Genomic DNA, 16,432 nt, shown 5'->3' with positions numbered 1-16,432 from the left:
ATATGAGCCGTCAAGTAACGGGTTTACCGGGCATACCCAAAAACATAGACAGAGATATGATTATGTTTTTGGAGGCGATGAAGCGTGCAGTAACCGACTTGTCTGGCAATGCTGGCAGGAATGGTGTTACTTCAGACTCGCGTGATTATTCGTTGCGACTGAATAGTAAGAGTCGCAAAAACATCATTGATCAGATTAATGATGTTTTGATAACGCTTGATAATAAGCTCGAAAACAGTATTGTCAACAGCATACAGATATCAGAAGCTAAGACTGCCAATAATTTAAGCGCGACAAGGACTGAGGTCACTCAAGAGATAGGCAGCGCTATCACGGACAACAATATAGCGATAACTGCCGAAATCAACCAAGCTATCACGGACAACAACACCAGTCTCATGGCGGATATAGAAGCAATGATTGATGCAAAAATAGCTGCGCAACATCCACCACCTGCCGCTTAGTTTGCTATACTTATATAGCAAACTTTGTAATACTTGTAGTAATTAGGCTTATCATAGCCACCTCACAGCAAACAGATACCTAGTCATTAACAGATGATTGGGTTTTTTGCGTGTCTAAAATTCATAAACAACATATCAATAGTAAAAATAAGTGAGGGTATCATGGGCTTTTTAAGTGGAATTTTAGGCGCGGCAACTGGGTTTTTAACGGGTGGTCCAGCTGGTGCTGTCATTGGCGGTATCAGTGGCTTGGCAAGTGGTAGCGCCAAAAAGAAAGCGCAGAAATCAGCAGACGCAGCCAATGGTCAATCATTAGCTTTGCAGCAACAGCAGTTGGATATCGCCAAAAAACGTGAGGCAGATTACGACAAATCCTACAAGCCAATTGAAAATAGCTACCTCTCCTTGGTCCAAAAAGGCGTTAGACCTGATTATGAAAGGGTGACGCAAGATGCTATTGGTGATGTCAACTCACAACTCGAAGGATCAGAAGCGGCACGTTTACGGCAGATGCAGCGTATGGGTATCAATCCCAACAGTGGTCGCGCAGACGCAACAGGTCGGCAGCTATCACTATCTAGGGCGCTGGCATTGTCCGGCAGTATCAATGGCGCACGCCGTCAAGAGAAAAGCCGAGCTGAAGATATCACCTTTGCACGCCAGCAAGACGCGCTTAATACAGGTATTAATAAACTCAATAATGCACAAGCGTCGTCTGCAAGTGCCGCAACAGCCCTATCGCAAACTTACGCCAATAGAGCAAGTCAAGCGCAAGCACAGGGTAATGCGGCCTCTAATGGCTGGGCAGACTTAGGTAGCACCGTCTATAAAGCATGGGATCAGTACAAAAACAAGCCAGCAAAAACCACAGTCGGCACTGGCGTGTGGATGTAACTAGGAGATAGGCATGAGTAGCTTAACCGGAATTGCACAGTTTACCAATCGCTTTGCTCAGAACATCATGGGCTATGAAGAAGGTAAGAAGGTAGAAGCGGAGCGCGTCGCAGATAAGCAGTACGACCGCAACCGTCAAGATCAGCAAGATATACGCACGCAGCAAAACCACGATGTCACCTATGAAGGCAATCAGATAACACTTAGCCAGAACAAGATTAGGAATAAGGAGTTTAACGATACCACGACGTATGAAAATACACGCAACCAGCTAGCCTATCTAAAAGGCATTGGTGCCGACGAGCAGCAATCGATTGACGTATTAGCCAAAGCAGTCAACAGTAATGAGAAGCTACCATATACCGTCGAGTTTGAGCGCGATCAAGCTGGCAAGATTATTCAGCGCCAAGGTCCAGACGGCAAACCGTTCTACTTTCAAACCATCATTGATAAAGAAACTGGTCAAGAGTTAGGACGTAAGGGCACGACGTTTGATGAAGCGACTGGTAACTATACCAAGTTGCAGCACGCTGGCGCGCTTGAAGATGAAATTGCGTCGGCACAAGCAGCGCGCGCCGCTAAAGTTCAGGAGATAGATGACAAGCTAACCTTAAAAAGAGGTGAGGCGGTGATCGATGATGCTAAGGATGCTAACAAGTCTCAGCGCGACCATATCTATAAAGTCGATGAGATGGGTATTAAGTATGGTTACACCATTGACGAGCTGGGCGTGAAGCATGGTTACACCATTGACCTAGAAGGTGTTAAACACGGAAATGCTGTAATCCTTGCCAACGTAAACAGCCAAAACAGAATTGGCGAATATGTTGGGCGCTCAGATATTGATGCTGGTGGCACACCTATCGTGGGTGGTCCGGCAACAGTAGGCTCTATCATTCAGTCGCTTACTGGCACAGAAAGCAGTGGTAACAGCGGAGCATTTAGAACCAATGCCAACGGCAAAAGTTATGGCGGTTTGATTCAAATGGGCGATGATCGCCTAAAAGACTATGCCAAAGTAACGGGCTCAAGACCTATCTCAGCAAATCAGTTTAAGAATTTGCCGGCCGCACAGCAGCGCGCAGTCAATGAGTGGCATATTAACGACCTAATCAAGGCAGCACAAGCAACTGGCGCGGTAGGTAAGGTTATTAACGGCACACCAGTTACGATAGGTGGTTTGGTTGCTGTGGCTCATCTTGGTGGCAAAGGTGGTATGAATAAGTTTGTACAGACCAATGGCCGGTACAACCCTAAAGATCAACTAGGTACCTCTCTTACAGACTACTTATCGAAACACAGATCGGGTGGCGGTGTACAAGTGCAGCGCTCAGTGCCGGGCATACCAAAAGCCGCCAAAGGTAGTAGCAAAACCAAACAAGCCGATTCAGGCAAAGGCATTGTAACCGCGCAGGACTATAACGCCAATATCGACAAAGGTGTCAACACTGCCATCAAGGGCGCTAAGCAGTTGGGCGTTAAATCAGATGCAGCCACCACAGCGACATTTGCACGTGCTGGCACGAAACTAAAAGAGATGGGCAAGGCCAAGAGTGAGCGCGAGTTTTTAGACCTTTATCAAGAGGCGTTTGATTTAGTCATCGGTGCGGTACCAGAACGAGACAGCAAGAAAATGAGTAAGGCTGATAAAAACGCTTTAGGCCATAAAGTTCTTCTGTCTATGGTGGGCGCATCATCCCTTGGCAACCTCAAAGATATTGTCTATAAAATCAATCCGTCTGCTAAGAATGGCGGTAGCGTGACCGCTGGCGGGTTAACACTGCCCGGTCAACAGCCGCAAGCGCCAGCAAGACAGACCCCGCAAACCAGTAAGTTGCAAGGACTGTATGCACGCGGCTTGCCAGCACCAAAGACCGACCCACAAGCACAAGAAAACCTTAACTATCTTGGCAACCTAAACGACAACATCGACTGGTAGAAATAATATGAGCTTAAACGATAAACTATTCAGCATTGCTAGTTCAGCCGTCGAGAAGCAGCGTAAGGCGCGTGACGGTCGAAATCCCGTATCGAAAGGCTTTGATGTAGCGACCAATAAGAGCTACGCCAACGACGATAAGAAAGTGGCAGCCGCAGCATTGCGCGAGTGGGAGAACAGCACTTGGAAGCCTAAAGTAGCAGCTAAGCTCAAACAAGAGATAAAGACTAGAGCGCCACACTTAAAGCCCGGTACTCAGGCTTATCAGCAAACCTACGACAGCTTGTTCAATAAAAACTATAAAGACTTGCAATCAGCCAAGGCCAAAGCGCAGCAGCAGATAGGCACGCTACGCAAACCACAGCAATCACAGCGAGAGCTTGATAACGAATACCGAACCAACGAGTCTATCCGTAATGATACCGTTGGCACACAAGCGGCAGCACATGCAGCAAGAGATACCGTATCAGCAGTGGGCGGTGCGCTTGCCACTGGTACTTCACGGTTATTGCGTGCGCCATTACAATTAGCCGCTGACGTGGGTGAGAATGACGATGGTGGTATCTTTGATCGTGGCGCTAAAGCACTAGAGGGCTATGAAGATAATATAAAAGACAATGTTTACCAGTCCTATGGTGATATCCAGCAGAATGGCAGCTTCTCACAAAAGCTTGCACTATCAGCCGTTGAGCAAGTACCAGCACTGGCGGCAAGTTTTGGCACAGCAGGGGCAGCCGTTAAAGGTGCGCAGTTATTAGGGGCAGGAACCAAACTGGCGGCAGCCACTTCTTACGGTGCCGCTGGTGCATCAATGTACCCGCAAGCCTATCTTGATGGTAGCGATAGCACGAAGGACGAATTAGAAAATGCCACGCCCGAGCAGCTAGCCAGCGCGGAACGCTCGCAAGATACCTACAAAGGCATGTTCGATAAAAATATCAAGGCTGGCATGTCCGAGGATGAGGCCCACGTCAAAGCACGCGACCAGACTATCAGCGAAATCGCGGAAGAGTCTGGTGAGAATGTCGGGTTAGCAACGTTAGCACTTAGCATGTTAGCACCGGGTGTCGGTAGTTATTCAGCCAACCAAGTGGCTGGCGGGGCGGTCAGTAAGTTTGGACAAAAGATATTTAACAAGTTGGCAGTACGCGCAGACTCAGGTAAGGTAGCGAAATACGCCATCCCGACTGCCGTCGGTACAGGTATTGTTGGTCTTAATGTGGCAGAAGAAGGCTTACAGGAAGGTTACACCGACTATGTGGCACAGAAAGCTGGTGTCGATGTAGGCGTAAAAGACAAGATTGATAGAGCGCAGAACACAGAAGCCGTCCTGATGGGTGGTATCTTAGGTGGTTTGATGGGCGGTGGTACTTATGTAGGTACTCGCAACTCAAAACTACATCAGGCGCAAGATGACTTAGTGACCGCGCAACAAGCCTATGCCGAAGTTGCAGGGCAAATACCGCAGTTACAGCAGCAGATTGAAATAGTATCACCACGATCCGAAGAAGGTCAGGCATTAACTGGACGATTAAACGAAACCAAAGCCGCGCTTGATGCCATGGCAGAGCAAGCAAGTAAGGCTGGCATTCCTCGCACCTCGCTGGCACGACGTGCCCCACGTATTGACCCAACCAATAGCACTGGCCAAGATTTTAATGGTCAAGTCGATGGTGCCACAGAAATAGACGGTCAAAGTTTTGAGGACGCCTTAAACCCAGCTGGCACGCCAGCCCCGCAAGCCGAGCCAGTGATTGACGTTGAGCTAAGTGAACAAGAGCTTGACGCCCAAGATGCACAGATAGCGGAGCTTATCGCTGAGCAAGAAGCGCTTGATGAAGTGATTGAAGATGGTAGCAATGACAAGCCGCTAGAGAAATCGATTGCAGCCGCACAGAGTTGGTATGACCAGCAGCGCGGAGAAGGCACAAAAGGCTTGGGCGGTGTGGTACGTCGTGCCGCAGCCACAGAACAGGACACAGCGTTCGCACAGCAGCAAGAAGCTATCAAAGGGGCTACCGCAAGCATTAATGATTACATCGCCAGTGAGCGTGCAAAGCAGCAGCAGATTGACGACGAATTAGCCCGTGATGCCGTGGCAGCCAAAACAGAACGCGAGAAACGCGAGGTTGAGCAGCGAGCACAGCAACGTGAGATTGACCGAGCACAGGAAGATGCGTTGCTCGAAAGACGCGCCAGCCTAGCACAGCCTTACGAGAACGAGACGTTTGATACCACAGTCGTGGGCGCTGATGGTGCGCCATTCAATCTAGCTCGTTTTTGGGATAGCACCATGCCAGCGGCTATGAAAGCCAAGGCGATTGCCAATGCTTTTGATGGACAGGTTGAGCAGAATGTTGCCAAGTCCGACTGGGCAACCATGCCTGAAGGTGTGCAAAAACAATTACATCAATGGATGACCGGACAACTCGATACGTTGCGTCAAAGTCGTGAAGGTGGCGAGGTACAGAGCGAGCAGCCAGTGCCAATGACTGAGCAGCCGCAAGAAGTCGCGCCTACTGCTAGTGGTTTGACTATGCCAGTTGCAGAAGTTAGCACGCCAGCAGCCACACAGCTAACCGATGAAAACCCAGTCATCAATATTCCAGCGCCTACACAGGCCAAAACGGAAACGCCAGCGCCAACTACTGAAGAAGGTATCTATAAGAGCAAGCCAGCCGCGAAAGCTGCTATCAAGAAACAAAAGCTTGATCCTAATAACGTGACTATTGAGCAAGTCAAAGGTGGTGGTTTTAAAATTGTGCCGAACACACAAGCGCAAGCAATCACTGATGTTGCCATTGGCAAAGATGGTCAGGCTAAATGGTTCGGTAGTAGCGATAAAGCACAGGCGTTTATTAGCAAGAAAGGCTTGTCTGATACGCATGAAGTTGTTAGCGCTGGCAAGAGCCGCTTTGAGATACAGCCGAAAGCACCAGTAAGCGATATTGCAACTAAGCCGCGTGCAGATGATTCTAGCGCTAAACCTTACAATACTGCTGACTTATATAACGAAGCAGCACAAGCTTATGCTAATAAAGATGCTCCAGCGCAGCAAGTCGCAGTAAACAAAGCTAAAGATGCTGGCATGAGCCAAGCGGAGATAGACCAAACTATTAAGCGTGTTGAGTCAACCGCAAGTAATCCAGACCTCGTAAGTCCCAAGCCTAGTAATCTTGATGCAGTCCTCACTACCACTGAGAAAACACAGAATGATGTGACAGCAGAAACCAAAGACCGCTTTGCAGACAATAAGTTATTCACCTCAGACAAGGTGGCAGCCGCACGCGCTCGCCTAAAGTCTAAAATGGGTCAGGTTAACTCAGGCTTTGATCCTGAAATGGCGATTGATGGTATGACGCTAGCAGGTGCTTACATCGAAAGTGGTGTACGCAAGTTTGGGGATTATGCTAAATTAATGATTGAGGACTTTGGTGATAACATCAAACCTCAGTTACTCTCTTTTTGGGAAGGCGCTAGAAACTGGGACGGACTTGATACTGAGGGCATGACCAGCGTAGCGGATAGTAAGCGCGAGTATGACCGTTTAAAGGCTGAGACAACCACCACGGAAGAATTAAGCGAGAATAACAATGACACCGGAACAAGTAATCAAGACAATCAATCAGGTACTGACCGAGGACTATCCAACGCAGACCAAGCGAATGGAGAAAGCCGGAACGCTGGACGAGGTGAAGCAGAACTTGCTAGCGACATACCTAACGTCGATGGACGAAGCGACGGACAAAATACTGACGGACGTAATGAAGATAAACGATCCACAGCTACGAATGAGCGAACAGCTACAGATGACAGCGATAGCGGAGCGCGAAGCCCTAGATCAAGTGATGGATCAAATCAAATCGCTACAAAGACGCCAGCGCTAAAAGCCAAAAACTACACGGTCAGTCCTGATTTTAACCCCTTGCGCGGTGGCTGGCAGAAAGTCGCTGAGCGCAATGTGGCTATCATTGAATTGGTGCAGCAGATCAATGCTGAAAACCGCGCTGCTACTGAGAGCGAGCAGCAGACGCTTGCTGAATATGCTGGATGGGGCGCGTCAGGTATTAAGATATTCCCTCACCCCGAAAAAGGCTACGACTCTAAAAGCTGGCAAGCATTAGGTGAGAAGCTTGAAACCTTACTAACACCTGATGAATACGCCACTGCCCGTCGTACCACACAGTACGCCCATTACACGCCAGCGTCAGTCGTCAGCGGTATCTACAACGCCCTTGAGCAGTTCGGCTTTAAAGGTGGTCAGGTGCTAGAGCCTGCTAGTGGTATCGGTATCTTTAACGGCTTGATGCCAAGCAACCTATCTAATGCTAGTAGTTACGTTGGTCTTGAGCTTGACCCAATGACTGGACGTATCGCGCAGCTACTCTATCCACAGTCCGACATGAAGATGGGCGACTATGTCAAAGCCAAACTACCTGATAATCACTTTGATGTGGCAGTTGGTAACCCGCCATTTGCTAACATTACTTATGACTATGGCAAGGGCAAGGCAAAACAATCGTTCCAGCTACATGATTACTTCTTTGCTAAAACGCTGGATAAGCTAAAGCCCGGTGGTGTCATGGCGTTTGTCACCTCGAAAGGCACGATGGATAAAAACGATAGCAAGGCGCGTGATTGGCTGGCTAGTCGTGCTGATTTAGTAGGCGCTATCCGTCTGCCTAATACCGCGTTTAAAGATGCTGGCACAGGCGTAGTGACCGATATCATCTTCTTGCGTAAGCGTGTTGAAGGTGACACACCAAGCGCTACTGCATGGACAAACACCAAGACAATCGATATTGATGGCACGCCAGCGACAATCAACGAATACTTTATTGACAACCCCAATATGGTACTAGGTCGCCATGCAATCACTAGCGGTCAGTTTGGTGACACCTATACCGTTAATTCAGACAGCGACAACCTAGGCAGTCAGATTGAAACTGCTATCGCTCAGTTACCAAAAGATATCTACAACCCTTCTCGCGGCAGTAAGGCCGAGGCCGCTAAAGTCGCTGATATGGACTATGGCGCTAAAAGCTCAGAGACTAAAGAGGGTGGCGTTTATCTAAAAGACGGTAAGCTGATGAAGGTGATCGATGGCGTCGGCAAGCCGCTAACTCATCGTTATGGCGGCAAGGGCCAAAAGATTGAACTAAAACCTAAAGATATTGCCTTTTTATCCGACTATACCAAAATACGCGATGCTTTTAAGCAGTCACAGCGCGATCAGCTAGACGATAGCCCTAACTGGCAACAGTCGCTTGATGATCTCAATAAAACCTATGACAGCTTTGTTAAAAAACACGGCACGCTTATGGCGCACAAAGTAAAGGAGCGCGAGAATAGCGACGGCACCGTTACTGTAACCAGCACCTTTACTAATAAAGCTATTCTATTCTTAGATGTTGATAGCGTCATGGCAAGCGCCCTTGAAAACATCGTCGATGATGGACAGGGCACCGTTGAAAAAGGCAGCTACCTAAAGGGTCGTAGTCTTAACAAGCCTAAAGTACCAAAGATTAATACCACGCAAGACGCCCTAGTCTATGTGCTCGATAGTACCGGCACACCAGATATCAAGCGTATCGCAGAGCTTGCCAATAAAACCGAGCAAGCAGTAACCGAAGAACTAGGCGATCAGGTATTTACTAACCCTGATAACGGCCTCACTGAAATGGCTGAAACCTATCTATCAGGTAATGTGCTAGAAAAACTACAACGTGCTGAGGCTATCGCTAAAAATGATAAGTCCTATGCGCGTAACGTCAAAGCGCTGCAAGAGGTACAACCAAAACCTATCGCACCGAATGATATTGCAAGCAACTTAGGCGCAGGCTGGATTCCAACCGCTACTATTAAAGAGTTTGCCAACGAAGTGTTGGACGCTACAATCAATGCTAAATACTCAACTGCCGCAGGACTGTGGGACGTGGGCGGTTACTCGCGCAACTCAGACTATCAGACACCCGACAGAACCACAGTATCGCTAATGGAGTCCATCCTCAACAGTAAAAAAATTGAAGTGACTTATAAGGTAGATGATAAAACCGTCGTTGATGTGCCAGCCACCGACCTTGCTAATCGCGCTGCTGATAAAATAAAGACCGCCTTTAAGGACTGGTTATGGCGTGACAGTGAACGAGCGCAGACGCTAGCTGAGTATTACAACAAGACGTATAACAACATCGTGCCGCCAACCTTTAATGGCGATCACTTAACGCTGGCTGGCATGTCTAATATGATTAAGCTTAGACCGCACCAAAAGCGTGGTATCTATCGCGTTATTAGTCAGGGCGATGTTTACCTTAACCACGCGGTCGGAGCTGGCAAGACCTTTACCATGATTTCGGCAGCGATGGAAGAGAAGCGACTAGGGCTTATCAACAAGCCGATGTTCGTCGTACCTAATCACATGCTCGCGCAGTTTAGCCAAGAGTTTTTAATGTTATACCCCGCTGCTAATATCGTGGTCGCTGACGATCAAAACTTCCACACTCATAATCGCAAGGCGTTCATGGCACAAGCAGCCGTCAACAACCCTGATGCTATTATCGTGACGCATTCCTCATTTAAAAAAATAGGCGTTAAGCCGGAAACCCAGCAAGCCTTCTTAAAAGAGACGCTGAAAGAGTGGCAAGACGCACTTGCCAGCGCTAAAGACGCTGACGGTGATGCACGAAGCACCTCAGTTCGCCAGCTTGAGCGCAACATTGAGGCAATGAACACTAAGCTTGAGGCGCTACTTAACACCGAAGACAAAGACACAGCCGTCTATTTTGAAGATATGGGCGTTGATAAGCTCATCGTCGATGAAATGCACGAGTTTAGAAAGCTAAGCTACGCCACTAAGCAGGGCAACATAAAGGGTATTACCGCTACTGGATCACAAATGGCCAGCGATCTACAAATGAAGATTGAGCTTATCAGAAAGAAGAATCCGACACGCTCAATCGTAGGCGCGTCCGGTACGCCAGTGACCAACACAATGGGCGAGCTGTTTTCTATCCAGCAATACTTTCAGCCAAAGCAGCTAAAGAAAGATGGCTTACATCATTTTGATGGGTGGGCCAATCAATTTGGTGAGGTAGTAAAAGGACTTGAGCAAAATGCCGCTGGTAACTACGAGGTGGTACCGCGCTTTGCTAAATTCGTTAACGTGCCAGAACTCATGAGCCGCGTTCGCTGGTTTATGGATGTATTGACCAGTGATCAGTTAGGTGATGTGGTTAAGCGCCCTGATGTTATTGGTGGGGGTCGTGAAATTGTGACGATACCAGCAACAGAAGGGTTTGCTGATTTTCAAAAAAGTCTTGCTGACCGCATTACTGCTATTCGTAATCGTAGCGGCAAGGCAGAGAAAGGCGCTGATATTATCCTCAGTGTTATTACTGATGGTCGTTTTGGGGCAATCGATCCGCGCTTTGTTGATCCTGAACTGCCAAGCGATCCAAACAGTAAGCTTAACCGCGCTATTACAGATATAGTAGAGGCCTATCACGCCACTGCTGATAACGAGTATGTTACAGACGGCAATATCGATGATATAAATGGCGGTGCGCTGATGATGTTCACCGACATAGGACTAGGTGAACAGTCGGCAGCCAGTCGCGGCTTTGACATGAAAGCATGGATTAATAGCGAGCTTATCCGTCAAGGCGTTAACCCAGATCATATCGCCTTTATGCGCGATAATAAGTCGCACGCTAAAAAAGGCAAGTTGTTTGATGATATGCGCCAAGGTCGCAAGCATATATTAATTGGCGGCAAGGACATGGAGACAGGGGTTAACGTACAGAAACGACTAACCCACTTATTCCATTTAGATGCACCGTGGTTCCCAGCGTCAGTCGAACAGCGCGAAGGTCGTATTATTCGTCAGGGCAATCAGAACAAAAATGTCGTTATCAGGGCTTATGCCACTAAAGGTAGCTATGATAGTACGATGTGGGGCATGGTGGCACGTAAGGCGAGGTTTATCGCACAAGCCATGAATGGCGATACCACTATCCGTAATATGGATGATATCAGTGAGGCTAGCGCCTTTGAGCAAGCCAGCGCCCTATCGAGTGGTGATCCTCGCGCTCTTGAGCTGGCAGGACTACGCCAAGATGTTGAGGCACTTGATCGTTATTATTCTGCTTATCAAAATGCTAAGTTTGATAATGAGCGCAGCGCTAAACGGTCAGAGCAAAGTGTGGCGCGTGCTGAACGTGACCTCGCTACAATCAATGATTTACTAGCCAGCCACAAGGATATTGAAACAGGCGGCATTATCGGTCAGGTCGGTAGCAAAGCGTTTGATAAACGGGAAGACTACGGCAACGCTATTATCAAAGCCTTTAAAAAATTGGCAGACAGCTACACGCTAGGCGAGCACGTACTAGGCACAGCGTCAGGCTATAACGTGGTGTATAACGGGGTTATGTTATCAGGCAATAACTTTATCGCTGATGCTGATGTCGATATCCCCAAGTCAAACGACAAGGTGTTATTTGATAGCAATGATGGCGATCTAAGCGGCACAGGATTAGCCACCAGTATAGTAAACCGTGTCAATAAGCTTGCAGAGTACCAGCGACAAATTGAAGCTAGTGTCGGTATCTTTAAAAAGGATGCAGAGAATTTTAGGCGTCGCGCCAGCCAATCGTTTGATAGTGAGATTGAGCTGAATGAGAAGCGTAAAGCCCTCGCTGATCTTGAGGAAGCGTTAAAACTTGAGGCTGAGGCATTAAAAGCGCAGGCTGGCATGTCAAACGCCCCGCAAGGTGCGCCACTGACCGACGCTGACCGCGTGCCAGCCAAAGACGAGCAGCCTAAATTCTCTAAAACCAACCCAGCCAAAGGCGCAACTGGCACCACTAGCCAGCAAGTCATTGATGTGCTGCAAAAGCGTTTTGGTAAAGAGGTGGTCGCCAGTCTAATTAAATCAGGCAAGTTACGAGTGCGCAGCCTCAACGATTTTGTGAACGCTGATGGCGAGCTGCTTATCCCAAGTGATGCAGAAGGCTTTTATCATGACGGTAAAGTTGTGCTGATTGCCGATAATCTTACGCCCGATACAGTAGTCGCTACACTGCTACATGAAATGGGCGGTCATGCTGGCATTCAAAACTTACTATCACCGACAGCTTACGCCAATTTGATGGGTAACTTTGAAAAATTGGTAGAGTCTGGCAACAAGTACGCAGTGGCAGCCAAAGAGCGAGCCGAAGCGATGACTGGTAGTGATAGCGAAGCACGTGACGAATATATCCCGTACTTAATCACTGAGTACGCGCAGGCTAATGAACGAGGTGGGCCACTCGCAGTCATTAAACGATTCCTTGATCGTGTCGTCGCTGGCGTGCGTGCATGGGTACGTGATAATACTGGCGTTCAATTAAAAATAACGCCCAATGATATTACGCAACTGGCTGAACGCATGGTCAAACGCTTGGCTGAGCAGAGCGCAAGTGATATCACTATCGCTGGCGTGACTAATGCACCAGCACAGCAGTTCAGCAGTAGTAACGTGCCAAGCCAGCAGCTATCCACTGTCCGCAAGAAGTACGAGGGTACTGACCAATGGATGAAAGCGCCAAACGGTGAGCCAACCAAGTTAAATGAAAAGCAGTGGTTGCAAGTACGCACGCCTCACTTTAAAGCGTGGTTTGGTGACTGGGAAAACGACGCTGCTAATGCTAGTACCGCAGTTAATGCTAATGGCGAGCCTAAGATTATGTATCATGGCAGTCCTTTAGGTCAGACGTTTAATGCCTTCAAAGGCGACCGAAATGGCGCTATGTATTTCGCTGACAGCAAAGACTACTCTAAAGATTTTATGGATAGGGTGAAGTGGTGGGAGGGCGAAACAGCCGAAGACAAAAAAATGTTTGAGGTGTTTTTAAACGTCAGAAATCAGTTTGATATCCGCAACAAGGATCAGGTTGGTGAGGTCGTTGATTTAATTCTTGCGAATAATGAGACTTATCTCGATGGTAATGGCACGCCAGCCATGGTTATTGATGGCAAAAAAACCCTTAGAGATAAAGAGACGTTAGAATATATGATCGGGGAAGATGGTAGTAACTGGGTGATTATGGAGAAGCCTTACACACAGGCGGAAATAAAGAAATTAGGTTATGACAGTTATACTGCCGATGAAGGCAAGTGGCATATCAGTACAGCTGTCTATAGTCCTACGCAAATCAAATCTGCTACTGATAATGTAGGCATGTTTAATAGCAGTCATCCTGATATTAGATATAGTCAACCGCAGTTCAGTCGTCGCTATTCAAGCCTTGGTAGTGATGGTAAACCTACCACCGCCAAAGAACGCGCACGCGATAGAGTCGCGCTGGCGCAAGCGACTACCATGTCCTCTAAGTTCGGGGTGAATCTGCTACTTAGACGCCACTTAGCAACCCCGCAGCATGTCGCTTTACTGAATCCCATCTTTAAGGTATTTACAGACAACGTGCAAGCACGTATTGCCTATGAGAACAATGAGGCAGGCTTGGTGCAAACGTACTTACCTGAGATATGGGACACCCGTTTGATTGTCGGTAAGAAAAAAGCAGCCATGGATCGTGTATCAAAATCAATCTTTGATGGCACGATGGCTGATAAAGTTTGGACTGACGACGAGCTTGAAACAAAGTTTAATCTAACGCCTGAAGATATCAGTTTCTATCGACGCGCGCGTCAGGCAATCGATGATTCTGTGCTTAATATGACAGTCGATACGCTATCATCATTAGCTAAAGGCACAAAGCTGGTTAGCCTTCCTACTGTGCAAAAGCTAAAACTAGCAGGACTCACGCCAGTTGGCCACAATGTTATGCTGCAAAAGCACATGACCGATGAGCTTGAGAAACTGGCTAAAGGCGGTCTAATCACACCAAAAGCAGAAGCACGCTTGCAAAAGCAATTGACTGACGTGTTTGATGTAATGGGCGGCATTGCTGGCAAGTATGACAAGCTGGTTGAGCAAGGCTATGCCCCACTGATGCGTTTTGGCAACTATGCGGTAGAGGTGCGCGATAAAACCACCAATGACTTGGACTTGTTTGAGCTATACGAAACCAAGGGTCAGCAGCGCAAGGCGATCAAAGACCTTAAGCAGAGATACGATGAGACTAAATTCACTATTGGCACAGGTACACTCAATCCGGAAGGGTTTAAGCAGTTTAAAGATAAAGGTTTATCGCCTGAAACGGTGCAACTGTTTGCCGCTGAATTAGGGCTGGATGAAGATGGTGCGTATCAAGCTTATTTAAAAATTGCTGTCAGTGACCGCAGTGCGCTAAAACGCCTCATCCATCGTAAGAAGGTGCCGGGTTATAGTGAAGATATGCCACGGGTGCTGTCATCGTTTGTTATGAGTAATGCGCGGTACAGTGGTCGCAGTCTTTATAATGGCGAGATTGAAAGGTCTATTCAAAATATTGAGGACGGCAACCTACAAAACGAGGCGCAGAAAGTCTTTGAAAATATGGAAAATCCGCAGGAGGAATTTGCCCAGCAACGTAGCATGATGTTCTTCTACTTCATGGGCTTCTCGCCAGCGTTCTTTTTCTTAAACCTAACGCAGCCATTCACGCAGACAATACCTAAACTAACCGCTTATGCAGGCGTCGCAAAAGGTCATGCGTACATGGCACAAGCGATGGGTATCATTGGTAAGCACATGGGCAAGTCTGCCATTAACATGGGTAAAAAAGCGGTAGGTATGCCAACGCCTAACTGGACAGGCTTTGAAGACAACTTGCCAGCATGGGTTAAAAAAGAAGATTACTTGCGTATGGCGCGTGAAGGACACCTTGATCCGCAAAATATTTATATGATCAAAGGTTTGGAGCGCGGCAAAGGTGGGGTGGCAAGTGGCGTGTGGGGTAATATCCAAGCAAGCGCTGGCTGGTTCGCTGAAGTATCGGAGTCTATCAACCGTCGCAGTACCATGATTGCAGCAATGCGAGTCGCTAAAGACATGGGTGACGCTAAGCTAAAGGCAAAAGGTTTTGATAGTAAATATGACTTTGCCGTATCAATCATTCAGCAGACGCAAGGTATCTACAATAAAGCCAATCGGTCAGGGCTGGCACGTGGCAACGGTAAGCTTGGGCAGTATGGGCCATTAATCCTAGTGTTTAAGCAATTCACGATTAACTATGCTGAGCAAATGATTCGACATGGTAGAGACAAAGAGGCTAAGTCATTAGCAGTCGCCTTGGCGTGGCAGTTCGGCTTGGCTGGCATGTTAGGGTTACCATTTGCCGATGATTTACGCGATATCTTTGAGGGACTTGCGTACCGTATATTCGGCAAAGCCTTTAACCTTCCTGATTACCTAGAAGGCTTGCTTGGCAAAAGTAATGCAGATGCGCTCATGTACGGACTTGCCAGCGAGAAAGGGCGCATTGATTTATACGGGCGTTCAAGCTTGGGCAATATCATCCCCGGCACTGATGTTGTTCGACCGGGGCCAACGGACTGGGCAGAAATACTTGGTGCGTCATCAGGGTTTTACGAGAGCTTCTTTTCAGCAGCGTCCATGGCGGCAGATGGTCAGTATAAAGATGCAGTTGTTACCGCCTCACCTAGATTTGTTCGTGACTTGGCATCAGGTGCAGAGATTGCAGCAACCGGTTCGTATCGCAATACCAAGGGCGACAAGATTATGGACTTAGATAAAACCGATGCTGCTATCAAGGCGCTACAATTTAACCCCGCCAATAATGCAAGACCCGGACGTGATCGCAGTAATGCCTATAACATGAAAAATATGTTAAAAGCTAAGACTGATTACTTCTCTAAGGGTTTGGCAGAAGCCATGTATCAAGAGAATGATGAGCGCGTCGATGAGCTGTATAACGAGATGGACGCATGGAATGAGCGTAATGCTGAGCACTTTAATGTTGATATCGAGAAGATCGAGAAATCAGCTGATAAGCGGGTCGAGCGCAAAGACTTCGGCAGCGCTGAGCGTCAAAACATACAAGACAGCTTAGCATTAAGACAAGAGGATTTGGCTGGCACGTAACAGGGTAAACCTCGTTATATGCTACCGTCATCAATGGCGGTAGCATGCTTATTTGAATTGCTTAGCGGCATTAGTTTGGTTATAGTAAAGAAAACTAAACAAGGAGAA

General features: G+C 47.7%; 4 protein-coding genes. All 4 read left to right on the top strand.

The window, feature by feature from the left end; genetic code table 11:
• The first annotated feature begins 2 nt into the window (after positions 1 to 2).
• The 4 genes from JMY02_RS03735 to JMY02_RS03720 all read left to right on the top strand — a co-directional run bounded on the left by JMY02_RS03735 (position 3) and on the right by JMY02_RS03720 (position 16,324).
• Positions 3 to 464 (top strand): hypothetical protein, encoded by a 462-nt coding sequence (locus JMY02_RS03735; RefSeq protein WP_201595304.1) that lies wholly within the window; start codon positions 3 to 5, stop codon positions 462 to 464.
• A 162-nt stretch (positions 465 to 626) separates the two neighbouring features.
• Positions 627 to 1,358 (top strand): hypothetical protein, encoded by a 732-nt coding sequence (locus JMY02_RS03730; protein ID WP_201595302.1) that lies wholly within the window; start codon positions 627 to 629, stop codon positions 1,356 to 1,358.
• Positions 1,359 to 1,371: 13 nt separating this feature from the next.
• Positions 1,372 to 3,297 (top strand): hypothetical protein, encoded by a 1,926-nt coding sequence (locus JMY02_RS03725; RefSeq protein ID WP_201595300.1) that lies wholly within the window; start codon positions 1,372 to 1,374, stop codon positions 3,295 to 3,297.
• Positions 3,298 to 3,304: 7 nt separating this feature from the next.
• Positions 3,305 to 16,324, top strand: a complete 13,020-nt coding sequence (locus tag JMY02_RS03720) for a PLxRFG domain-containing protein (RefSeq protein ID WP_201595298.1) — start codon at positions 3,305 to 3,307, stop codon at positions 16,322 to 16,324.
• Positions 16,325 to 16,432: the final 108 nt, after the last annotated feature.

The organism is Psychrobacter vallis (genome assembly GCF_904846715.1).
GTDB classification, from domain to species: domain Bacteria; phylum Pseudomonadota; class Gammaproteobacteria; order Pseudomonadales; family Moraxellaceae; genus Psychrobacter; species Psychrobacter vallis.
The sequence above is the reverse complement of the archived record's forward strand: the minus strand, read 5'-3'. Positions and strand labels throughout refer to the sequence as shown.